19 protein-coding genes are annotated in these 23,710 nt (G+C 60.6%); 15 read left to right on the top strand and 4 right to left on the bottom strand.

The window, feature by feature from the left end:
* Positions 1-11: 11 nt before the first annotated feature.
* The 5 genes from CFBP6623_RS16115 (at position 12) to CFBP6623_RS16095 (ending at position 7,687) form a co-directional block, all read left to right on the top strand.
* Complete coding sequence (locus CFBP6623_RS16115) at positions 12-3,146, top strand: efflux RND transporter permease subunit (RefSeq protein WP_046800860.1); 3,135 nt, start codon at positions 12-14, stop codon at positions 3,144-3,146.
* A 119-nt stretch (positions 3,147-3,265) separates the two neighbouring features.
* Positions 3,266-3,889, top strand: coding sequence for a TetR family transcriptional regulator (locus tag CFBP6623_RS16110; protein WP_080842772.1), 624 nt, complete (start codon positions 3,266-3,268; stop codon positions 3,887-3,889).
* A 194-nt stretch (positions 3,890-4,083) separates the two neighbouring features.
* On the top strand, positions 4,084-5,607 hold the full coding sequence (locus tag CFBP6623_RS16105; protein ID WP_046800861.1) for a sugar ABC transporter ATP-binding protein: 1,524 nt from the start codon (positions 4,084-4,086) through the stop codon (positions 5,605-5,607).
* A gap of 52 nt (positions 5,608-5,659) precedes the next feature.
* Positions 5,660-6,661, top strand: a complete 1,002-nt coding sequence (locus tag CFBP6623_RS16100) for an ABC transporter permease (RefSeq protein ID WP_046800862.1) — start codon at positions 5,660-5,662, stop codon at positions 6,659-6,661.
* A 72-nt stretch (positions 6,662-6,733) separates the two neighbouring features.
* The gene (locus CFBP6623_RS16095) at positions 6,734-7,687 is read left to right on the top strand and encodes a substrate-binding domain-containing protein (protein ID WP_046800863.1); all 954 of its coding nucleotides are present in this window, start codon (positions 6,734-6,736) and stop codon (positions 7,685-7,687) included.
* 251 nt (positions 7,688-7,938) lie between these two features.
* Here CFBP6623_RS16095 and CFBP6623_RS16090 read toward each other — a convergent pair whose 3' ends face one another.
* Complete coding sequence (locus CFBP6623_RS16090) at positions 7,939-8,832, bottom strand: LysR family transcriptional regulator (protein WP_046800864.1); 894 nt, start codon at positions 8,830-8,832, stop codon at positions 7,939-7,941.
* A 537-nt stretch (positions 8,833-9,369) separates the two neighbouring features.
* Here CFBP6623_RS16090 and odc2 point away from each other — a divergent pair.
* The 10 genes from odc2 (at position 9,370) to CFBP6623_RS16030 (ending at position 21,516) form a co-directional block, all read left to right on the top strand.
* On the top strand, positions 9,370-10,503 hold the full coding sequence (odc2, locus tag CFBP6623_RS16085; RefSeq protein ID WP_046800865.1) for an ornithine/lysine decarboxylase: 1,134 nt from the start codon (positions 9,370-9,372) through the stop codon (positions 10,501-10,503).
* A gap of 247 nt (positions 10,504-10,750) precedes the next feature.
* Complete coding sequence (locus CFBP6623_RS16080) at positions 10,751-11,320, top strand: GNAT family N-acetyltransferase (protein ID WP_046800866.1); 570 nt, start codon at positions 10,751-10,753, stop codon at positions 11,318-11,320.
* A 145-nt stretch (positions 11,321-11,465) separates the two neighbouring features.
* On the top strand, positions 11,466-11,867 hold the full coding sequence (locus tag CFBP6623_RS16075) for a MarR family winged helix-turn-helix transcriptional regulator (RefSeq protein ID WP_046800867.1): 402 nt from the start codon (positions 11,466-11,468) through the stop codon (positions 11,865-11,867).
* An 89-nt stretch (positions 11,868-11,956) separates the two neighbouring features.
* Positions 11,957-13,252: an MFS transporter gene (locus CFBP6623_RS16070; protein WP_046800868.1), complete on the top strand. Its 1,296-nt coding sequence runs from the start codon at positions 11,957-11,959 to the stop codon at positions 13,250-13,252.
* A 563-nt stretch (positions 13,253-13,815) separates the two neighbouring features.
* A complete protein-coding gene (locus tag CFBP6623_RS16060; protein ID WP_046800869.1) occupies positions 13,816-15,195 on the top strand; it encodes a GH1 family beta-glucosidase in 1,380 nt (459 codons plus the stop codon).
* A gap of 368 nt (positions 15,196-15,563) precedes the next feature.
* Entirely contained in the window at positions 15,564-16,193 is a 630-nt protein-coding gene (locus CFBP6623_RS16050; protein ID WP_046800870.1) for an NAD(P)H-dependent oxidoreductase, read from the top strand.
* A gap of 370 nt (positions 16,194-16,563) precedes the next feature.
* Complete coding sequence (locus CFBP6623_RS16045; RefSeq protein ID WP_046800871.1) at positions 16,564-17,604, top strand: methionine ABC transporter ATP-binding protein; 1,041 nt, start codon at positions 16,564-16,566, stop codon at positions 17,602-17,604.
* Positions 17,594-18,262, top strand: a complete 669-nt coding sequence (locus CFBP6623_RS16040; protein WP_080842771.1) for a methionine ABC transporter permease — start codon at positions 17,594-17,596, stop codon at positions 18,260-18,262. Before CFBP6623_RS16045 ends, CFBP6623_RS16040 begins: the two co-directional genes overlap by 11 nt.
* Positions 18,263-18,295: 33 nt before the next feature.
* Positions 18,296-19,075, top strand: coding sequence for a MetQ/NlpA family ABC transporter substrate-binding protein (locus CFBP6623_RS16035; RefSeq protein WP_046800873.1), 780 nt, complete (start codon positions 18,296-18,298; stop codon positions 19,073-19,075).
* A 197-nt stretch (positions 19,076-19,272) separates the two neighbouring features.
* A complete protein-coding gene (locus tag CFBP6623_RS16030) occupies positions 19,273-21,516 on the top strand; it encodes a putative bifunctional diguanylate cyclase/phosphodiesterase (RefSeq protein WP_046800874.1) in 2,244 nt (747 codons plus the stop codon).
* Positions 21,517-21,524: 8 nt separating this feature from the next.
* Here the strand turns inward: CFBP6623_RS16030 and CFBP6623_RS16025 are convergent, their stop codons facing one another.
* The 3 genes from CFBP6623_RS16025 to CFBP6623_RS16015 form a co-directional block, all read right to left on the bottom strand.
* Positions 21,525-21,773, bottom strand: a complete 249-nt coding sequence (locus CFBP6623_RS16025; protein ID WP_046801099.1) for a hypothetical protein — start codon at positions 21,771-21,773, stop codon at positions 21,525-21,527.
* A 108-nt stretch (positions 21,774-21,881) separates the two neighbouring features.
* The gene (locus CFBP6623_RS16020) at positions 21,882-23,168 is read right to left on the bottom strand and encodes a glycerate kinase type-2 family protein (protein WP_046800875.1); all 1,287 of its coding nucleotides are present in this window, start codon (positions 23,166-23,168) and stop codon (positions 21,882-21,884) included.
* A 4-nt stretch (positions 23,169-23,172) separates the two neighbouring features.
* Positions 23,173-23,529 carry a DUF1304 domain-containing protein gene (locus tag CFBP6623_RS16015; protein WP_046800876.1) on the bottom strand — a complete coding sequence of 119 codons (357 nt, stop codon included), beginning with the start codon at positions 23,527-23,529 and terminating at the stop codon, positions 23,173-23,175.
* Between the last annotated feature and the right edge of the window lie 181 nt (positions 23,530-23,710).

Here is a 23,710-nt window from a genome sequence, read left to right as displayed (position 1 = left end):
GACCGATTTCCATGGCACGTTTTTTCATCGATCGGCCCATTTTTGCCTGGGTCGTCGCCATCTTCATCATGCTGGCGGGCCTGCTCGCCATTCCCATGCTGCCGATTGCGCAATATCCGAATGTGGCCCCGCCGCAGATTTCCGTCGGCACGACCTATCCGGGCGCATCGCCGGAAGATATCTATCAGAGCGTCACGCGTCCCATCGAGGAAGAGCTGAATGGCGTCCCGGGTCTGATCTATTTCGAATCGACGTCGGAATCCTCCGGCCGTATCTCGATCAACGTCACCTTCGAACCCGGCACCAATATCGGTGAGGCGCAGGTCGAGGTTCAGAACCGTATCGCCCGCGTCGAACCCCGACTTCCGCAGGCGGTGACGCAGCAGGGCCTGCGCGTTGAGCAGGCCGGAACCTCGTTTCTGATGATGGTGGCGCTGACGTCCGTGGACGGCAATACGGACGCCATCGGCCTTGGCGACTATCTCAGCCGTAACGTGGTTGGTGAGTTGCGTCGCGTTCCCGGCGTCGGCAGCGCGCAGCTGTTCGCCACCCAGCGCTCCATGCGCATCTGGATGGACCCCGACAAGATGCTGGGTCTCAGCCTGACCTCGAGCGATGTCATCGGCGCCATCCAGGCGCAGAACTCGCAGGTCGCGGCTGGCCGCATCGGCGCATCGCCAAACCCCGTTGGCCAGCAGATTTCTGCCACCGTCAACGTGCAGGGCCAGCTGACCTCGCCGGAAGAATTCGGCTCCATCGTGCTGCGCGCCAATCCGGATGGTTCCTCCGTCCGGCTGCGCGACGTCGCGCGGGTCGAGGTGGGCGGGGAAAGCTACACCTTCTCGAGCCGCCTGAACGGCAAGCCCAGTGCGGCCATCGGTGTCCAGCTTTCGCCGACGGGAAATGCGTTGCAGACTTCCGAGGGCGTGCGCGCCACGATGGAGGAGCTGTCGCGTTATTTCCCGGCGGGTATCGAATATGAAATTCCCTACGATACCAGCCCCTTCGTGAAAATCTCGATCCAGAAGGTGATCAACACGCTGGTGGAGGCGATCATCCTCGTCTTCGTGGTGATGTTCGTCTTCCTGCAGAACATCCGCTACACCATCATCCCGACGCTGGTCGTGCCCGTGGCGCTGCTCGGCACCTGCGCCATCATGTATATTTCGGGCTTCTCGATCAACGTTCTCACCATGTTCGCCATGGTTCTCGCCATCGGCATTCTCGTCGATGACGCGATTGTCGTGGTGGAAAATGTCGAGCGCATCATGGCGGAAGAGCATCTGTCGCCGAAGGAGGCGACCCGCAAGGCAATGGGCCAGATCTCCGGCGCCATCATCGGCATCACGCTGGTTCTGACGGCGGTGTTCGTGCCCATGGCCTTCTTCCCCGGCGCCGTCGGCATCATCTACCAGCAGTTCAGCCTGACCATGGTGGTTTCCATCCTGTTTTCGGGCTTCCTTGCCCTGTCGCTGACGCCGGCGCTCTGCGCGTCGTTCCTGAAGCCGATCAAGGCCGGGCACCATGAGAAGAAGGGCTTCTTCGGCTGGTTCAACCGCGGCTTCGACAAGGCCTCGCATAAATATTCCTCGTCGGTCGGCAGCATCATCAAGCGTTCCGGCCGCTTCATGGTCATCTATGCGGCGCTGCTTGCCGGTCTCGGCTGGGCCTATATGCAATTGCCCAGCTCCTTCCTGCCCAATGAGGACCAGGGTTACCTGATCGTCGACATTCAGGCGCCGGCGGAAGCCAGCAGCGAACGCACCCTGCAATCCATCCAGGAAATCGAAAAGATCTTCCTGGCGGAGCCGGCGGTCGATCGCGTGATTGCAGTTTCGGGCTTCTCCTTCTCCGGTTCCGGCCAGAATGCCGGTCTCGCCTTCGCGACGCTCAAGGACTGGAGCGAGCGTGGACCGGAGGATTCCGCCTCCGCCATCGCCCAACGCATCAACGGCAAGCTGTGGGGCCTGCCGGGTTCCATGTCCTTCACGCTGTCGCCGCCGCCCATTCAGGGTCTCGGCAATTCCAGCGGCTTTACCTTCCGCCTGCAGGATCGCGGGGGTGCCGGACAGACGGCGCTGAGCGCCGCCGGAGCACAGCTGATGGCGGCAGCGCAGAAAAGCCCCATTTTGGCCGGCCTGCGCGTGGAAGGCATGCCGGACTCTCCGCAGGTCAACCTCATCATCGACCGTGAAAAGGCCAACACCTTCGGTGTGACCTTCAGCGACATCAACGCCACCATCTCGGCCAATATGGGTTCGTCTTACGTCAACGACTTCCCCAATGCCGGCCGCATGCAGCGCGTGACGGTGCAGGCGGAGCAGGGCCAGCGCATGAAGACCGAGGATCTCTTGAACCTCAACGTCCGCAATGCCAATGGCGGCATGGTGCCGGTAAGCTCCTTCGCCACGGTGGAATGGGTGCGCGGCCCCTCGCAGGTGGTGGGTTACAACGGCTATCCGGCGATCCGCATCGGCGGCCAGTCGGCGCCCGGTTATTCCTCCGGTGATGCGATTGCCGAAATGGAGCGTCTGGCGGGCGAATTGCCAAACGGCTTCGGTTTCGAATGGACCGGCCAGTCGCTGCAGGAAATCCAGTCCGGCTCGCAGGCGCCGGCCCTTATCGGCCTCAGCGTGCTGTTCGTCTTCCTGCTTCTCGCGGCGCTTTATGAAAGCTGGTCCATTCCGCTCTCCGTCATGCTGGTGGTGCCGCTCGGCGTCATCGGTTCGGTGGCGGCGGTGATGCTGCGCGGCATGCCGAACGATGTCTACTTCCTGGTTGGCCTCGTCGCCATCATCGGGCTTTCGGCCAAGAACGCGATCCTGATCATCGAATTCGCCAAGGATCTGCGCGCAGAGGGCAAATCCACCTATGATGCGACGGTGGAGGCGGCGCACCTGCGCTTCCGACCAATCCTGATGACCTCGCTCGCCTTCTCGCTCGGCGTGCTGCCGATGGCAATTGCGTCGGGCGCCAGTGCGGCGAGCCAGAACGCCATCGGTACCGGCGTTCTGGGCGGCATGATCTCGGCGACGATCCTTGCGATCTTCTTCGTCCCCGTCTTCTTCGTGTTTGTCATGAAGTTTTTCGGGGATCGGAAGAAGGACGACAAGATTGCTGCTGACGCCGTGTCGCCGGCGGAATAAAACGGATGTGAAGGCCTGGCCGAAAGTCATCTGAGTGTATTCATGTGAATGACAGCCCGGCACGACAAAAAAAGGCACGGTGCGAAAGCGCCGTGTCACGATTGGAAGGAGACATCAGCATGCGCCGTACCAAGGCCGAGGCAGAAGAGACGCGTCAGGCGATCCTTGCCGCTGCCGAGCGTGTGTTCTTCAAAAAGGGCGTGGCCAATAGCTCACTGGACGAGGTAGCGGTCGCGGCCGGGGTGACGCGCGGGGCGATATACTGGCATTTCTCCAGCAAGACCGACCTTTTCATCGGCCTTTACAAATCGGTGGCGCTGCCGGAATCGGATCTGCTTAATTTCGATGATCCTGATCTCAAGGGGTTGACCCTGCTGGCCAAGATCGAGGAGGCGGCCTGCAAGTGGCTGGCACTTCTGGCGCAGGACGAACAACGCCAGCGCATCATGACCATCAGCCTGCGTACCAGCTATTCAGACGAATTCGCCCCTGTCCTGCATGCGCAGGAGGAGCTGGACCGCTACCACAAGGATCGGCTGGAAGCCGCTTTCGAGCGGGCGCAGGCGGAAGGTGCCTTCAACGACAACTGGACAGCGGAATCGGCGCTCGGGGCACTCTACTGGCTGCTGAAAGGCATCTGTTCCGACTGGCTGCTGTTCGGCAAGCGCTTCGACCTTTCAAAAGACGGCGGTAAGGCCGTGCATAGCCTGATGAAAGGCTTCAGGCGCGCCGCCAATCCCTGACCCGATCCGCCGTCGGGCTGGGAAGTCCCCTTCAAATTTCAGTGTATTCTAAAAGACGAGCGAAATTTGCTTTACGTACCTCAAAACGGACGTTAGCTTCTTCCCTGAGCTTTGGGAGGAGTTCGCCTATGGTCAAATCAGGAAAAATCGAGGGGCAAAAACCGTTCGTTCTCACCGGCTGTCGGTGACGGCGCATGGCTTCTGCTGACGAAACTTCAGCCCCCGTTCTTGTCCGGACGGTCGGGCTGTCGAAATCCTTCGGGCCGGTTCAGGTTCTGAAGGATATCGAGATCGCGGTGCGCGCCGGCGAGGTGCACGCCATCATCGGCGAGAACGGCGCCGGCAAATCGACGCTGATGAAGCTGCTGGCCGGCAATGAAAAGCCGTCGGGCGGTGAAATCCTCATCGATGGCGCAGCCGTTACGCTTGGCGGGCCGGTGGATGCCGAACATCGCGGCATCGTTCTCGTACATCAGGAAATATTGCTGGCGCCAGATCTGACGGTGGCGCAGAACATCTATCTCGGCCGCGAATTGCATAAAGGTCCAATGATGGACGACCGCGCCATGCGCGATGGTGCGCGCAAGGCCGTTGGCGATCTCGGCGGCACGATCGATCCCGACGCCATCGTCGGCAGTCTGTCGATTGCCCAGCGGCAGCTGGTGCAGATTGCCCGTGTGCTGCTGGTGCCGCATCGCGTGGTGATTTTCGACGAGCCGACCGCGAGCCTGACGCCTATCGAAACCGACGCGCTTTTGAACGTCATCCGCGACATCCGGGCGAAAGGCGTGGCCGTGCTTTATATTTCGCACCGCCTGCCGGAAGTGAAGGAGATAGCCGACCGGGTGACGGTGCTGCGCGACGGCAGGCTGGTCGCCTCGCATCCTGCTTCGGAGCTGGAGCCGGCTGATATGGCGAGGCTGATGGTGGGGCGGGATGTGGCCAAGCTCTATCCCGACCGGAACGCTGGCAGCGAGCGTGAGCCGGTTCTTGAGGTGGAGCATTTTAACGTCCCCGGTTATGCGCAGGATGCCGGTTTCGGCCTGCGCAAAGGCGAAATCCTCGGTTTTGCCGGTCTTGTCGGCGCGGGCAGGACCGAGCTTATGGAGGGCGTGCTTGGCCTGCGGGCCGGGCGGGGCACGATCCGCCATCTCGGCAAACAGGTGCATTTCGCCAAGGCCGAAGACAGCCTGAAGGCCGGGATCGTTTATCTGAGCGAAGACCGCAAGGGCAAGGGCTTGCTGCTCACCAAGGATTTGCGGGTCAATCTCACGCTTGCTTCGCTCAAAAAATTCAGCCGGCTGTTCCAGATCGATACCCGCCGGGAAACGGCGGCGCTGGATGATGCCATCCATGATTTCGATATCCGCACCGGCCGCAAGGATTTGCTGGCGGGCCAACTTTCCGGCGGCAACCAGCAGAAGCTGCTTCTCGCCAAGATGATGCTGCTCGATCCGTCCATCGTCATCATCGACGAGCCGACGCGCGGCATCGATATCGGCACCAAGGAACAGATCTACCGCTTCATCGCCAAGCTTGCAGACGAAGGACGTTCGATCATCGTCGTCTCCTCGGAAATGCCGGAACTGATCGGCATCTGCGACCGCATTCTGGTGATGCGTTCCGGCCGGATCGTCGGCGAGGTAACGGGCGAGCGCATGACCGAAAACGATATTGTGGCGCTGGCGACCGGCGTTCACACGCAGGAACCCGCCTGAGGCTGCGGGTTTCGAAAGATATGGCCTGAAGAAAAGACAATTGAGGGGAAACATGACCGAGGCCGCAACTGACACCGGCAAGACGCCGAAGACCTCGAAGGACTGGGATCTGCGCGCCGTGGCGCCCTTTGTGGCGCTGGCCCTGCTTCTGGTTCTCGGCACTATCGCCAATCCCAATTTCATCGGCATCGACAATCTGCTGAATGTCGTCACCCGCAGCGCCTTCATCGCCATCATCGCGCTTGGCGCAACCTACGTCATCACCTCGGGCGGGCTTGATCTTTCTGTTGGAGCTATGGTGGCTTTTGTCGCGAGCCTGATGATCCTGTTCATGAACAGCGGCGTCATCACCAGTCCGCTTTTAATGCTGCTTGCCGCCATGGCGCTGGCGCTCGCCATCGGCGCGGCCTGCGGGCTGGCGAACGGCCTCATAACCACCATCGGCCGCATCGAGCCATTCATCGCCACGCTCGGCACCATGGGCATCTATCGCGGGCTGACCACATGGCTGTCGCAGGGTGGTGCTATCACGCTGCGCAATCCGGAAATCCAGACGCTTTATCGACCGGTCTATTTCGGCAATGTTCTGGGCGTGCCGGTACCAGTCATCGTCATCTTCGTCACTGCGGCAATAGCCGCCTTCGTGCTGTACCGCACCCGTTACGGCCGGCATCTGACCGCAGTAGGGTCCAGTGAGGATGTGGCGCGTTACTCCGGTATTTCGGTCGCCCGGGTTCGCACCATCGCCTATGTGGTGCAGGGGCTGTGTGTTGCGGTGGCGGTGCTGCTTTATGTGCCGCGTCTTGCCTCCACCTCGGCCACCACGGGCATGTTGTGGGAGCTGCAGGCCATCACCGCCGTCGTTGTCGGCGGCACGGCGCTGCGCGGCGGGGTGGGGCGCATCTGGGGCACGATCTGCGGCGCCTTCATTCTGGAGATCGTCGGCAACATCATGATCCTGTCGAACTTCGTCAGCGAATATCTGATCGGCGCCATTCAGGGGGCCATCATCATCATCGCCATGCTGGTGCAGCGTTCGCTCAGCCGCAGGTGACGTATCACGCCGCGCCATGTGGGGCAGGTGCGGTTGAAGGAGGAACGCCCCGGTCTTGGGAGGAAAGAGACTATGCGTAGAAAATTCATCGGCGTGGCCTTTGCCGCGCTGGCTGCGGTGCTGGCGGGCTCGGCCCATGCGCAGGACAAGAAGGTCACGATCGGCGTATCCATTCCGGCCGCCGATCACGGCTGGACGGCGGGTGTCGTCTACCATGCCGAGCGGGTGGCGAAGCTTTTGATGCAGGAGCATCCGGGGCTCAATGTGATCGTAAAGACATCGCCGGACGCCGCCAATCAGGCTAACGCGCTTCAGGATCTGGCCGTTCAGGGGCTGGACGCGCTGGTCGTGCTGCCGTCCGATCCCGATCCACTGGTCAACGCCATCAAGGAGATCAAGGACAAGGGCACCTTCGTTGCGCTGGTGGACCGCGCGCCGAGCGTCAACGACAATTCCATCCGCGATCTCTATGTTGCCGGCAACAACCCGGCGCTTGGCCAGGTGGCGGGCGAATACATCAAGAAAACCACGCCGGATGCGGAAGTGGTGGTCATTCGCGGCCTGCCGATCCCCATCGACCAGCAGCGCCAGGATGGTTTCGACAAGGGCATCGCCGGCTCGAACGTCAAGGTTCTCGACCGCCAATACGGCAACTGGAACCGCGACGACGCCTTCCGCGTGATGCAGGACTATCTGACCAAATACAAGAAGATCGATGTGGTCTGGTGCCAGGATGACGACATGGCGATCGGCGTGCTGGAAGCGATCCAGCAGGCGAAACGCACCGATATCCAGTATATCGTTGCGGGTGCCGGCTCCAAGGACATGATCAAGAAGGTCATGGATGGCGACAAGCTGGTGCCGGTCGACGTGCTCTATCCGCCGGCGATGGTGGCGACCGCCATGCAGCTGACGGCCGGGCATTTTTACGATCAGGTGCCGGTTGCCGGGAATTATATTCTCGACGCGACATTGATCACCAAGGAGAATGCCGAGCAGTTCTACTTCCCGGATTCGCCGTTCTGATAAGGGCTCCGGCCATGCGACGCCCGCTGGAAGGCGGGCGTGGTGATGGGTGGAAAAACTTGCAGAGATCAGGTTTTAATGAGGCCGTTGCATCCGCACACCGTCACCCCGGACTTGATCCGGGGTCCAGCGCGATCAAGTCATTGATCGCAAAAGACTCTTTCACGGCGCAGACGCGCCGTGGCTGGATGCCGGATCAAGTCCGGCATGACGGAGGGGTGCTCGGTGAAAGCCATCCGGCTCTCCACTTCTCACCCATTCTTCCTGAACCACGCGGAGAGATAATCCACGAAGCTGCGCACCTTGGCCGGCAGGTAACGGCGATGCGGATAGACCGCATAGATGCCGCGGTCCTTGGAAATATAATCGTCGAACAGCGTCACCAGCTCGCCGGACTGGATATAGGGCCGGGCGATGAAATCCGGCACCATGGCGATGCCGAGGCCGGCGCGGGCGGCGCGCAGCGTTGCCTGCGGGCTGTTGACCTCGATCGGCCCGCTGATCGTGACTGAGTTCGAGCCGCCATCCGGCTCCAGATATCGCACCGTATTGTGAAAACGCGTATTGGTGTCGATGATGAAGGGAACGCGGGAAAAATCCTGCGGCCCGTTGAGCGGCCCATGCTGGGCCACGAAATCCGCCGTCGCCACCGCATAGACGCGGAAATCGGAAAGCTTGCGGGCGATGAGGCCCGAATCCTCGAGCCGGGTTATCCGGACGGCAAGGTCGAAACCCTCTTCGATCAGATCAACGAATCGATCTTCCGCGACAATTTCCAGCGACAGTTCAGGGTTTTCCTTGGCGAAATCGATCAGGCTCTGGCCGACATCGGCGTCGATGAAGGTGCGCGGAACCGAAATCCTGAGCTTGCCCTTCAGATCGGCATTCTTCTCGCGCACCAGATCGGCGAGGTTGTCGATCTCCTTCAGAATGTCGGAAGCGGTGCGGTAATAGGTGTGCCCGGCCTCGGTCAGCGAGAACTGCCTTGTCGTGCGGTTGAGGAGCAATGCGCCGAGATCATCCTCCAGTTCCCGCACATATTTGGACAGAAGCGCCTTGGAGCGCCCGGTCTTGCGCGCGGCGGCGGAAAAACCCTCCGCCTCGACGACATCGATAAAGGCGCGGATGCGGGTCAGCGTGTCCATGGAAATCCTCCGGTTCGTTCCATATAATTGAACGCTGAAGGGCGACTGTTCAACCCTAAATTCATTGCTGAAAAAATCCGCTAAATGGTGAAAAAAACCTCTTGATTATGACTGCGAATATTCTTATTTCCCGTGCTGCCCAAAGTCGCACGTGCCCATGTGTGTCCGCCGAGTCCTCGATGTGGTGAGGATTTAGGTAAGGTACCTGGAACTAACCCCTCCAGTCGCTATTCCGGCCAACCGGGAAATGCGAGGACATATGAAGCAACGACGGTGCGGGCCTTTCTGGTTCTCTGCCGGCTTTCCATCAGCCGGGGTACTGAAGAGGCACACCATCATTGCCTGAAGTGCGGTCGGGTCAATCCCTCCAATCGATGGCAGACAAAGCCGAATGATGCTCTGGCAGGGCATCGTTCATATTCACGCCTTGAGCGTATGCTATCGATTCTGCGCCTCCACCGGCTGATTCGAATGCATATCTCGAGCGTCCTTTGTCCTCCGGATTTTTCCGGAGTCGGTTTTATAGGGAATATATCGATGACGACTGCACGCATTCTCGACTTCATCAAGACCCGACGTCCCGAAGGCCCTTGCCTTGTGGTTGATCTCGACGTCGTGCGCGACAATTTCAACGCGTTCCGGCATTCCCTGCCGAACAGCGCGATCTATTATGCCGTCAAGGCAAACCCGGCTCCGGAAATCCTGAAGCTGCTCGCTTCGCTCGGCTCCAGCTTCGATTGCGCCTCCGTGGCTGAAATCCAGATGGCACTCGATGCCGGTGCAACGGCCGACCGTATCTCCTTCGGCAACACCATCAAGAAGGAACGCGATGTCGCCCGCGCTTACGCGCTCGGCATCGATCTCTTCGCCGTGGACAGCCATGAGGAAGTCGAGAAGGTTGCCCGTGCCGCCCCCGGCGCCCGCGTGTTCTGCCGCGTTCTGACGGATGGCGAAGGCGCTGAATGGCCGCTGTCGCGCAAGTTCGGCTGCGTGCCGCAGATGGCCGTCGACGTTCTGGTCTATGCGCATCAGATGGGTCTGGAATCCTACGGCGTGTCTTTCCATGTCGGTTCGCAGATGATGAACCTCGACGCATGGGATGCAGCACTTGCCGATGCAAAGCGCGTCTTCGCTTCGCTTTCCAAGCAGGGCATTCACCTGCAGATGGTCAATATGGGCGGTGGTTTCCCGACCAAGTACCTGCGCGACGTTCCTGCCGCTGAAGAATACGGCCAGGCAATCGACACGGCGCTGCGCAAGCACTTCGGCAACCAGATCCCGAAGACGATCATCGAGCCGGGCCGCGGCATGGTTGGCAATGCGGGCGTCATCAAGGCGGAAGTTGTTCTGGTGTCGAAGAAGTCCGACAATGACAACCACCGCTGGGTGTTCCTCGACATCGGCAAGTTCGGCGGTCTCGCCGAGACCATGGATGAGGCTATCCGTTACCCGATCCGCACCGAGCGTGATCAGGACGAGATGCAGCCCTGCATTCTGGCCGGCCCGACCTGCGACAGCGCCGACGTGCTGTATGAAAAGAACATGTACCCGCTGCCGGTCTCGCTGACCATCGGCGACGAAGTTCTGATCGAAGGCACAGGCGCCTACACGACGACCTATTCGGCAGTTGCCTTCAATGGCTTCGAGCCGCTGAAGGCCTACGTCATCTAAGGCATCCAACCGAAAGCCGTACGCGCTTTTCGGGAAATCCGATGCTGATTGAAAGTCCGAACGCCGTCCGCTGAAAAGGGCGGCGTCTCGACCAAGCTTCCGTTCCGGCCCTGCCGATTGTGCTGTTGCGCAAATCCCTGCTTGCTGCTCCTCTTCCAGCCGAGGAAAGCGTGTCGGCGGGCCGGAACGGCTCCACCATTTTTCATCAAGGGCCGCGTGTGGGCGGTTGTGTGACGGGAGGCCAAGGATGGCCGCTCTTTTGAATTCGGTACGGGCATTTTTTACACCGCAGACATTTCATGTCGATCAGGAAAATCCGGGCGATGTCGTTGCCCGTGAGAACCTGCTGGACCGCGCCATGGGCGCCGGCCGCCGCCGCAAGTCTTCCGAGAAGCTGCGTGCAGGCCGCGTTCCGGCCGAAGGCCTGGCGCTGGTCGCCCGTGATGAGGACGGCCATGTCATCGCCACGGTGCGCCTGTGGAATGTCGAGGCGGGCATTTCGCGCGAAGGCCGCGCCGTCGATGCGCTGCTGCTCGGCCCGCTGGCCGTCGATGCCGCCCATGAGGGCAAGGGCATCGGCTCGGCGCTGATGCGCGCGGCGATCGCCGAAGCCACCAGACGCGGCCATGGCGCCATCCTTCTGGTCGGCGATGCGCCCTATTACGAGCGCTTCGGCTTTTTTGCCAACAAGGCGCAGCACCTGATCATGCCCGGCCCGTTCGAGCGCAGCCGTTTCCTGGCGCTGGAGCTGAAAGCCGGATGGCTGGAAGGCGCTGCCGGTCTTTTGGTGGCAAATGGCCGCCGGCTTTCGGCCTGAGCCGAGCCCCGATGCTGATATCAAACCCCGGCTCAAGCCGGGGTTTATTCTTTCCGCCATATGGTCTGTGCGAAGGCCTTTCCCTGCCGATAATTTTCCCGAACGCCTCTTGCCCTTGGGGATTTGCGGGTATATACCCAGACAAATGCCAAACAATAGCTGCCACTGCATTCTGTTGCGCAAAGCATCCCGCAAGGTCTCGTCCTATTATGACGAGGCGCTGGCGCCGCTTGGCGTCAATATCGGCCAGTTCAGCCTGTTGCGAAACATCAATCGCACCGCGCCGGTGTCGCTCACTGATCTTGCTTTCCGGGTGGAGCTGGATCGTTCCACCGTCGGTCGCAACGCCAAGGTGTTGGCGCGCATGGGGCTGGTGGCGATCGGCCACGGCGAGGACCAGCGGGAAGCGGTGCTGACCGTGACGGACGAGGGGCAGGCGATCCTGAAGACGGGCGCGCCGCTCTGGGACGGCGTTCAGGACGAGATTGAGGCCCGGCTGGGGCCGGAAAAGACCGCGCAATTGCAGGAACTGCTCGCCGCCCTGTAATTTTTTGATCATGAAGCGGGTATCTGCCCGTAAAATCGGGTATATGCCCGCAGGACTCGGCCAAAGGCCGCTGGAAAGGGACCTTGAACATGCTCTCCACACGCCTTGCCAGCTGGATGGCCGGCAGAAACCTGCATTATGGCTGGGTTGTCGCCGCCACCACCTTTCTGACCATGCTGGCCACCGCCGGCGCCATGGGGTCTGCGGGGGTGATGATCCAGCCGCTGCATCAGGAGTTCGGCTGGGATATCGCCGATATTTCCACCGCCATGGCCGTGCGCCTGGTGCTTTTTGGCCTGCTCGGACCTTTCGTCGCCGCCTTCATGAACCATTTCGGCATCCGGCAGGTGGTGTCGACGGCGCTTGCCCTGATCATGGGCGGCATCGTCCTTTCGTTCTTCATGACTGAGGTCTGGCAATTGCTGCTGCTTTGGGGCGTGGTGATCGGGGTCGGCACCGGCATGACGGCGCTGGTGCTCGGGGCGACGGTTGCGACACGCTGGTTTTCCAAGCGGCGGGGACTGGTGATCGGCCTGATGACGGCGAGCAACGCCACCGGCCAGCTGGTTTTCCTGCCTCTGCTTGCCGCGTTGACCGAAGCTTATGGCTGGCGGATGGCCCTGACGATGACGGTTGCGGTGATTGCGGTCGCAATGGTGCTCGTGCTGCTGCTGATGCGCGATCATCCCGCCGATCTCGGCCTGCCGGCCTATGGCGAGACGGTTGTGGTGCACCCGCCAAAGCAGGATCACAAATTCCTCGCAACGCTGGTATCGCCGATTCTGACGCTGAAAAGCGTTTCCGGAAACCCGGTTTTCTGGGTGCTGTTCGGTACTTTCTTCGTCTGCGGGCTTTCCACCAACGGCCTTATCCAGACCCACTGGATTTCGATCTGCGGTGATTTCGGCATGGCCGCCGTCACGGCGGCGGGCACGCTGGCGGTGATTGGCATTTTCGATTTCTTCGGCACCATCTTTGCCGGCTGGCTTTCCGACCGTTTCGATAACCGTTTCCTGCTGTTCTGGTTTTACGGTCTGCGTGGCCTGTCCCTGCTTTATCTCTCCTTTTCCGGGTTCAGCTTCGTGGAGCTTTCGGTCTTTGCCGTATTTTACGGGCTGGACTGGGTGGCGACCGTGCCGCCGACCGTGAAGCTCGCCGCAGAGAATTTCGGCCGCGAAAAGGCGGGGCTGGTGTTCGGCTGGGTCTTTGCCGGTCATCAGTTGGGCGCCGCCACTGCCGCCTTCGGCGCCGGTTTCTTCAAGAGCGACTTCGACACCTATATGCCCGCGCTGCAGATTGCCGGCCTGATGTGCATGATTGCCGCCGTCTCGGTGCTGCTGCTCAGAAAGCCTGGCTCGGCGAGTCTTGCGCCGCAGGCTGCGTGACCGTCACGCATTGCTCGAATAACACAGGCAGGCGGTGGATGATTTTCCGCCGCCGGCTCTTTTCGCCCAATCACTTGCCGCAAAATTGCTCCCCGCTTTTCCCCATCGCCTCTTTCGGCCGCATCATTGTTCCCGCAACCGGAACGGCAGGGCGATACGCGCGGCGTCCTTCGCGAACCGGTGGCCGGCATCGACAAGCGTGGTTCTGGCAGATCATGTTTCGGAAAGGCGCCCCGCAATGCCAGAAGCGGGGAGGGACCGATCCGATAGGTGCCGTGAAAATACCCTGACCAAAAAGGGGCCATTATCACGGCCCGCAAGACGCGGTCCGGCAAATGCACGACTTTCACCACACTTTCATCCCATCCGCATTTGCCGGACCGATGTCTCGCCCCGCTGCCTTGCCGCCGCGGTGAATTTCCGTGCGTAAAGCGCTTTGGACTTGTTAACCTCCCATTCTGAAACGTTGTAGATTTCAACAGCTCCGGCTGTACCTGCTGGCCGACTTGGTCTAAACCGCTGTTCATCTTTTCACGCTCGATGGATATGAGAAGGCCTCTCCGATGACCGATCCCAAAGCGCTTGCAGCCCGTTTTCCCGGCGATTTCCTGTTCGGTGTGGCAACCGCATCCTTCCAGATCGAAGGCTCCACCAAAGCGGATGGCCGCAAGCCCTCCATCTGGGATGCCTTCTGCAACATGCCGGGCCATGTCTTCGGGCGTCACAATGGCGATATCGCCTGCGACCATTATAATCGCTGGGAAGAAGACCTCGATCTCATCAAGGAGATGGGTGTCGAGGCCTATCGTTTCTCCATCGCCTGGCCGCGCATCATTCCTGACGGTTTTGGACCGATCAATGAGAAGGGGCTCGATTTTTACGACCGGCTCGTTGATGGCTGCAAGGCGCGCGGCATCAAGACCTATGCGACGCTTTACCATTGGGACCTGCCGCTGACGCTGATGGGCGACGGCGGCTGGGCGTCGCGTTCCACCGCCCATGCCTTCCAGCGATATGCCAAGACCGTCATGGCCCGCCTCGGCGACCGGCTGGATGCGGTGGCGACCTTCAACGAACCCTGGTGCGCGGTGTGGCTCAGCCATCTCTACGGCATTCATGCGCCGGGCGAACGCAACATGGAGGCGGCCCTTGCCGCCATGCACCACATCAATCTCGCCCATGGTTTCGGCGTGGAGGCCTCCCGCCATGTCGCGCCAAGGGTGCCGGTGGGGCTGGTGCTGAACGCCCATTCCGTCATTCCCGCTTCCGACAGCGAAGCTGATCTGAAAGCCGCCGAACGGGCCTTCCAGTTCCACAACGGCGCGTTTTTCGATCCGGTTTTCAAGGGTGAATATCCGGCTGAGATGATGGAAGCGCTGGGCAGCCGCATGCCTGTCGTGGAGGCGGAAGACCTCGCCATCATCAGCCAAAAGCTGGACTGGTGGGGCCTGAATTATTACACGCCGATGCGCGTTGCCGACGATGCGACGCCGGGTGCGGAATTCCCCGCCACCACACCGGCTCCCGCCGTGAGTGATGTGAAGACCGATATCGGCTGGGAGGTTTACGCGCCGGCGCTGCAGTCGCTGGTCGAGACCCTCTACAAGCGATACGACCTGCCGGAGTGCTACATCACCGAAAACGGCGCCTGCTATAATATGGGCATAGAAAACGGCGAGGTGAATGATCAGCCGCGGCTTGATTATTACGCCGAACACCTCGGCATCGTCGCCGATCTCATTCGTGACGGTTACCCGATGCGCGGTTATTTCGCCTGGAGCCTGATGGATAATTTCGAATGGGCCGAAGGCTATCGCATGCGCTTCGGCCTCGTGCATGTGGATTATGACACGCAGGTGCGTACGTTGAAGAACAGCGGCAAATGGTACAGCGCGCTGGCTTCGGGTTTCCCGAAGGGCAACCATGGTTTGGCGAAGGGGTGAGGCTTTCGCCCTCATCCCTGTGCTCGTCACAGGGATCCAGCCAGCCCAAGTCCTTGGGCTGAAAGGAGTCTCTCCGTCGCGCAGACGCGCGCCGGCTGGATTCCTGTGACAAGCACAGGAATGAGGGTGGGGAGGCTGGCAGGCGCGTGAAATTCACCTGTCGCACCCCTGACAGGCGAGGACGCGAAGCCTCCCCGTAAAAAGTTCTCTCTCCTTATTATCAGTTTTACAAACTTTTTTATCGGTTACCTGGCGGTGCCTGCTTGTGCCCGCCAGCCCGTCGCCTATGTCAGACAGGCTACGAAGCGTAGCGCCCGTTCTGTCACCCAAGGGGCAGGGCGGGCTGGTCCTCCCAAGGGAAAACGAACATGCTTATCGAAAAACTCAACTGGCGTTATGCCACCAAGAAAATGGACCCTTCCAAGACGGTGTCCGAAGACAAGGTCGAGCGCATTGTCGAGGCGGCGCGGCTGGCGCCCACCTCCAGCGGTCTTCAGCCCTTCGAGGTGATCGTCGTCACCGATCCTGACGTGCGCGCAAAGATCCGTGAAATCGCCTGGAACCAGGCGCAGGTGACCGAAGGCTCGCATCTGCTGGTATTTGCGGCGTGGGACAACTACACCGAAGAGCGGATCAACCACATGTTCGATCTGGTCAATGAAGAACGCGGCATCAAGAATGAAGGCTGGGAAGCCTATCGTCAGATGCTTCTTACCTCTTATCCGCAGCGCGACCAGCAGGTGAATTTCGAACATGCCGCCCGTCAGGCCTATATCGGTTTCGGCATGGCGGTGGCGCAGGCCGCTTTCGAGGGTGTGGATTCCACCCCGATGGAAGGTTTTGATCCGGCGAAGCTCGATGAAATTCTGGGCCTGCGAGAAAAGGGTCTGCGCTCCGTTACCATCCTGCCGCTGGGTTATCGCCAGCCCGATGGCGACTGGCTGGTGAACCTGAAAAAGGTGCGCCGCCCGCTTGCGGAATTCACCAGCCGCGTGTGATTTTCATATCGTCGCGAAATCTTGACTGCCGCAGGGTCGCCAAGGCGGCTTTGCGGTAGATTTTTTCTCTCTTTTCAGATAATTGAAAAAACATCCCTGTTAAAAGGTGGCGCGTGCGGGCAAGTATGCGCCATCGAATTGCCGATCCCCGGCATTTCTGAGTGAAAGCCTGACGAAATGACCCGGAAAATCAGCTGTTATCGAATGTGCCCCTAGGCTGCATGAAGAGAGCGGTTTCGTGCCGCAACAGGATTTTTTGAGACCCGATCCGTCACGCGTTTTCCCAGAGTTTACAATGAGTTTTCTATCATCCGCGGCACCGCCCGCGACCCGGCCACAGGCGGCCCCGGAGCGGGCGGTCAACGACCCGATGGTCACGTTCGAAGGCGTGACCAAGACATTCGGCGGCGCCGACGGCAAGCCCGGCTTCGCAGCTCTTGCCGGTATCGATTACGTCGTGCCGAAAGGCTCGATCACCGGCATTATTGGCCGCTCCGGTGCCGGTAAGTCGACGCTCATCCGCCTCGCCAACGGCCTTGAAAAACCCTCGTCCGGCCGTGTGGTCGTCGATGGCGTCGATGTCGCGGCGCTGGATGAAAAGAGCCTGCGCACGCTGCGCCGCTCGGTCGGCATGATCTTCCAGCACTTCAACCTTTTGTCGTCGCGCACCGCTTTCGACAATGTGGCGCTGCCGCTCGAAATATCAGGCATGGGCAAAAGGGAAATCGAGACCCGCGTTGGACCGCTGCTTGATCTCGTCGGGCTCTCCGACAAGGCGAGGCGTTATCCGGCCGAACTCTCCGGTGGCCAGAAGCAGCGTGTCGGCATTGCCCGCGCGCTTGCCACCCAGCCGAAGCTGCTCCTCTCCGACGAGGCGACCTCGGCGCTTGACCCGGAAACGACGCAGTCCATTCTCGAACTCCTCAAGCGCATCAATGCCGAACTTGGCCTGACCGTGCTGCTCATCACCCACGAAATGGAAGTGGTAAAGACCATCGCCTCGCAGGTGGCTGTCATCGACAGGGGCCTGATCGTCGAGGAAGGCACGACCTTCGACATCTTCACCGCGCCGAAACACGAGACGACCCGCAGCCTGCTGTCGTCCTCGGTCGGCGTGAAGCTGCCGCACTGGGTCACTTCGGGTCTGAAGCCGCAGGCGGCGGAAGGCGATCGCGTTCTGGTGCGTCTCGTCTTCTTCGGCGAAACGGCGTTCCAGCCGCTGACGGCCCGTCTGGTCGCTGAAATCGGCCCCGACGTGAACATTCTCGCCGGCACCATCGAGGAAATTTCCGGCGAACCCTTTGGCTCGCTCGTTGTCTCCTATCCGGCTTCGGCTGACGTCACGGCCCGCGCCGGCCGCTTTTATGCGGAAACCGGTCTTCACACGGAGGTGCTCGGTTATGTCGCCTGATATGATCTTCAACCTTCTGCTGAAGGGCCTGCTACAGACCATGCACATGGTCGCGGTCGCCGGCATCGTCGGCTCCATCATGGGCGTGCCCATGGGCGTTTTCCTCGCCACCAGCGGCAAGGGCGAACTGTTTCCCGCCCCGATGACCAACCGCATCCTCGGCCTCATCGTGAATGCGGCGCGCTCCACCCCCTTCATCATTCTTGTCGTGGCGATCATTCCCTTCACCCGTCTCGTCGCCGGCACGTCGATCGGCACCAATGCGGCCATCGTGCCGCTGACGGTCGCGACCGTGCCCTTCATTGCAAGGCTGGTGGAAGCGGCAATCCGCGAGGTGGACAAGGGTCTCATCGAGGCTGCCCGCGCCATGGGCGCTACCCCGCTGCAGATCGTCACCAAGGTTCTGCTCGCCGAAGCCAAGCCCGGCATCACGCTGGCGCTCACGCTCACCCTGGTCAGCCTCATCGGTTATTCGGCCATGGTCGGCGCGGTCGGCGGCGGCGGGTTGGGCGATCTCGGCATCCGCTATGGCTACCAGCGCTTCATGCCCGACGTGATGCTGGCGGTGGTTCTGGTGCTCATCGTGCTGGTGCAGCTGGTGCAGAGCGCCGGTGACCGGCTGGCGCGCAGCTTCGACAAGCGGACCCGCAAGAATTAACTGCGTTTATAATAACAACCCAAGGAGACACCCATGAAAAAACTCATCCTCGCGGCTTCGCTCGCCGCCCTCTTCACCGCCGGTCAGGCGCTGGCCGAGACCATCAAGATCGGCGTCACCCCCGCCGAGCACGCGCAGATCATGGAACAGGTGAAGAAGATCGCAGCCGCCAAGGGCCTCGATATCGATATCATCGAATTCTCCGACTATGTCGTGCCGAACCAGGCGCTGAACGATGGCGAGTTGCAGGCCAATTCCTTCCAGCACCAGCCTTACCTCGACAACCAGATCGCTGACCGCAAGTTCGATCTCGTCAGCGTCGGCACCACCATCACCACCCCGATGGGCGTTTATTCCAAGAAGGTGAAGAACCTTGACGAGCTGAAGGACGGCGCGACCATCGGCATCCCGAACGACCCGACCAATGGCGGCCGTGCGCTGCTGGTTCTCGCTTCCAAGGGTGTGCTCAAGGTCAAGGAAGAGGCCGGCCTGAAGGTAACGCCTGCCGACATCACCGAAAACCCGAAGAACATCCAGATCGTCGAGCTTGACGCCGCCCAGCTGCCGCGTTCGCTTGACGACACCGACGCTTCGGTCATCAACACCAACTATGCGACGGCTGCCGGCCTGAACCCGAAGAAGGACGCCATCGCCGTCGAAAGCGAGAAGTCCCCTTACGCCAACATCATCGCCGTCCGTGCGCAGGACAAGGACAAGCCCTGGGTGAAGACGCTGGTGGAATCCTACCACAGCCCGGAAGTGAAGGCCTTCATTCTGGAAAAGTACAACGGCACGGTCATCCCGTCCTGGTAATCCGGTTCGCAAGTGCAAAAGTTCTGGCCTCTCCCGTTCGCGGGGGAGGTTTTTTCTTTTCCTTTGGGCGGGAAATCCGTCTTTCATGAAAAACCCCCGCCATTTTAGGGAAGGATTTTTCAGCTTCGTGGCCAGACTGTCGTTTTATACCCGTATCTTTTTGGGGCGGCGTCACAATGCCGTTTAACGGCTTTTGAATGTTTCCTTCGCAAGATGATGCTTTCGAAGGGGAATTTATGCGGATTGCGCCGCGAAACATTGGGGAATATTTGCCGGTCGGGCGCAGAACCGCCGTCGGCATCGTATTGTCCACCTTTGCGCTGGTGCTTCTCATCGTCACCGCGCTGGTGCTGTCCGCCCTCAGCCAGGTCCGGGAAAAGGCGAACCTGCTTGACAATGCCCGCTCACGCGAGACCACGGCGGGCGCTCTGGTCACCTTCCGCGAGCAGCTTGGCGCTACGCTGAATGACTACGCCGCCTGGGACGACGCCGCCGAATATGTCTATGCGCCTGACAGGTTCGACTGGGTAGCCAGCAATTACGGCGACATGACGGTCAACAACGAGCTTTTCGACACCGCCGTTATTCTCGATGAGGATGGCAGGATTCGCATGGCCTATCAGAACGGCAAGCCGGTCAAATGGGCGCATGACATCTATTTTGGTAGTGGCCTGAGAGAGATGATTGAACGCGTGCAGGCCATGCGTCCCGGCATTGCTTCGCAGGTCACGGGTTTCGTGAAGACCGAAGACGGTATCGCCGCCGCCGGCGTGGCGCTGGTGCGGCTCAAATCGGGCGTTCTTCCACCGGTTGGCGCTGAGCGGCGCTATCTGATTTTCGCCCGCCATCTCCGGCAGGCGACCGTGGACAAGCTTGCCCGCAACTACGTCATCGACGGCCTGGAACTGCAATATGGTGATGGACCGGTGGAGAACCATGTGGATATCGTCAATCCGCTGGGCAATGTGCTGGCCCGGCTCGCCTGGCGTTCGCACCTGCCGGGCGATGTCAGCTTCAGCGAGGCAAGGCCGATCGTTTTCACCGCGCTCGGTATTGCCGGCACGTTCTTTCTGGTGCTTCTCATCATCGGCTCGGCCACGCTTGACCGGCTGAAGGCGGATGAGGCGGCGGCAAGGGAAGAGGCGCTGCGCGACCGCCTGAGCGGGCTCAGCAACCGCGCCGGCCTGTTTGCCAAATTGAACCGCATGGTTGGCAAGGCCCGTCACGACAAGACCGATATCAAGCTGCTCTACCTCGATCTCGACGGTTTCAAGGAAATCAATGATTCCTACGGCCATGCTGCCGGTGACCGGCTGATCAAGGGCGTGGCGGCGGCGCTTCGGGTGCTGATGCCGGAAGGCGCGGTGCTGGCGCGGCTCGGCGGCGATGAATTCGCCATCGCCATTCAGGGCAACGATGTCTGGTCGGAAGGCCGCAAGCTGTGTCTGGCGCTGCTTGAACTTTTCACCGAACCTTTCAGCATCGGTGAAAGGGTGGCGAGCATCGGCTGCAGCATCGGCACTTCGGTCTCCCGTGCCGGTGATATCAATGGCGAGGAATTGCTGCGCCGTGCCGATATGGCCATGTATCAGGCCAAGGAGAACGGGCGCGGGCGTTACGTTTCCTATGAGCTGAAGATGGATGCGCTGCGCGAGGAAAAGCTGCAGCTCGAAGCCGATCTTCGCTCCGCCATCCTCAACGACGAGATACAGGTGGTCTACCAGCCGGTCGTCAGCGCTGCCACGCGCTGCATCACCGGGGTGGAGGCGCTGGCCCGCTGGCAGCGGCCGGGATATGGTTTCGTGCCGCCGGATATCTTCATTGCCGCTGCCGAAACCAGCGGCCTTATCGACCGGCTCGGCCTTCTCGTCCTGCACAAGGCCTGCGAGACGGCGCAGCAATGGCCGTCCATCAAGTTATCGGTCAACATTTCCCCGGTGCAATTCCGCAATCCCGCCTTTTCCGGTTATGTGGCGGATATTCTCGCGGCCACGCAGACGCCATCCGAAAGGTTGCGCTTGGAAATGACGGAAGGTTATTTCATCCAGCATCCGGAGCGGGCAAGTGCTGCAATCGACAAGCTGAAACAGCTTGGCCTGCATATTGCGCTTGATGATTTCGGCGCTGGATTTGCAAGCGTCGGATATCTGCGCCGCTTCGGGTTCGACCGGATGAAGATCGACCGCTCGCTGGTCATGGCGCTGGAACACGGCGGCAGGTCGCTGGAAATGCTGCAGGCAACCGTGGCGCTGGCCAAATCGCTCGATATTCCGGTGACGGCGGAAGGCATCGAGACCGAGGAACAGGCCGCCATCCTGCATCTGTGCGGCTGCGATGAGTTGCAGGGTTACCTGTTTTCGAAGCCCGTGGCCGCTGAAGACATCACCATCATGGTCGAAGGGCAGAACGCGCCGCTATTTGCACTTCGGGCAGGGGCATAAGACGACAATCAATTGATGCGTGTCGACTGCTGCGGCATCCGTTGTGTTACGGGGCAGCCGTCCTGAACCTTGGTCCAGGACGAGACGTTGAGCTTCATCTCGCAGCGCGCGAGATAGGAGCCGCCATCAACCTTCAGGCAGGATGTCTGGCCGAGTTCGAACATGGTGCCGCGATTTCGGCATTTGCAATTGTGAGCATCCGCCAAGGTGGGCATGAGGGCCATGATCAGCCCGGCTATGAGCACTCCAGAACGCATGGCTGAGGCTCCAAAGGACATGCCCTCAGGTTATACCTCTCCGAGAATATAGTCAAAATGGTCTTGCCTGAGGATGGACGCAGCTGATGGCCTCGAACGCTGCCGATTTCAGCCGATCAAAATCGCCCGGATATCATTCACATTGGTCAGCGTCGGCCCCGTCACCACGAGATCACCGACCCCTTTGAAAGCGGTATAGCTGTCGTGGTTTACGAGCGACTGGCGCGGATCGACACCGGCAGCCCGCATGCGGGCAAGCGTATCCGGTGTCACCACGGCACCCGCCGCATCCTCCACGCCGTCTATGCCGTCGCTGTCGCCCGCAATGGCCCAGATGCCGTCTGCACCCTTCAGCGTCAGCGCAAGGCTCAGCAGGAACTCCGTATTGCGGCCGCCCTTGCCGGCCGGTCCCTTGCCGCCAACTCCCCTGTTCAGCGTGACAGTGGTTTCGCCGCCGGAAAGCAGCACGGCCGGGCCTTTGACCGGCAGGCCCTTGCGGCTGGCGGAAAGGGCGATGCCGGCCATGACGGCACCGACATCCCTGGATTCGCCTTCAAGGGAATCGCCGAGGATAAGCGGCGTAAGGCCGAGCTTCACCGCCTCTTCCGCCGCCGCCTGCAGGGCAAGCGAGGGGGCGGCGATCATCCTGACATCCTCATCGATATCGCCGGCCTTCGGTGTCTCCTCGCCCTTTTCCAATACCTTGCGTACGGTTTCGGGAAGATCGAGCTCATAACGCGAGACGATTTCCCGCACGGTTTCAATGTCGCTTGGATCGGCAACCGTCGGGCCGGAGGCGATCTCGGAGGGGTCGTCGCCCGGTACATCGGAAATCAGCAGCGATACGACCTTGGCCGGTTTGGCGGCCAGCGCCAGCCGCCCGCCCTTGATGCGGGAGAGGTGCTTGCGCACGGCGTTCATTTCGGAAATCGTCGCACCGCTGGTCAAAAGGGCACGATTGACGGCCATCTTGTCGGCAAGCGTCATGCCTTCGGCGGGGGCGACCATCAGCGCCGAACCACCGCCGGAAATCAGCGCGATGACCATGTCGTCGGCGGTCAGGCCCTCAACGGCGGCGAGAATGCGTTTTGCGGCTTCCGCGCTCCTGTCGTCAGGCACGGGATGCGAGGCCTCGATGATTTCGATGCGACTGGTCGGAACGGCATGGCCATACCGGGTCACCACCACGCCGGAAAGATCGACATGCGGCCATGCCGCTTCGAGCGCTGCGGCCATGGCGGCCGAGGCTTTGCCGGCCCCAACCACCACGCAGCGGCCTTTGGGCGGGGAGGGAAGGTGGTGTTGCAGCACCTTTGCCGGATCGGCACTTGCGACTGCCGCCAGGAAAATCCGGTTGAGGGCGTCTTTGGCGCGGCTGTCATTCCATGCGGTCATCGGTTCATACTCCAATCCAGAGCGCGCCAAGCGCCAAAAGGGCGGGCAGTGCCTGAATGAACAGGATCTTCATGGTATTGGCGGTAACGGCGCCGAAAATACCGGCCACCAGAACGCAGGTGAGGAAGAAGACCTTGAAGCTCAGCCCGGTATCGCCCTGCATGAGCCCATAGATCAGCCCGGCTGCCAGAAATCCGTTATAAAGCCCCTGATTGGCGGCAAGGACTTTTGTCTGCCGGGCGAAATCCGCCGAGAGGCCAAAGGCCTTGCGGCCGGTTGGTTTTTCCCACAGCAGCGTTTCCAGAATGACGATGTAAATATGGATGGCCGCAACCACGGCAATCAGAATGCTGGCGATCATCGGCGGTTTCCTCCAAAACCCTGATGTCCGTGGCGCATTGGTTCTCGCAAGAAGAACGGCAGCGAGCGGACAATTCCGTTTTAACGGCGGGACGAAGCGCTGCAAGGGCTGAATCTTCTCTTCCCATGCAAACTGTTGATGAGCGGCAGCCTGTTGCTTGACTCTTTGCTGAAATAGGAAC

Source organism: Agrobacterium tumefaciens, assembly GCF_005221385.1.
In the GTDB taxonomy this organism is placed as follows: domain Bacteria; phylum Pseudomonadota; class Alphaproteobacteria; order Rhizobiales; family Rhizobiaceae; genus Agrobacterium; species Agrobacterium tomkonis.
This window is presented reverse-complemented; position numbering and strand designations above follow the sequence as displayed.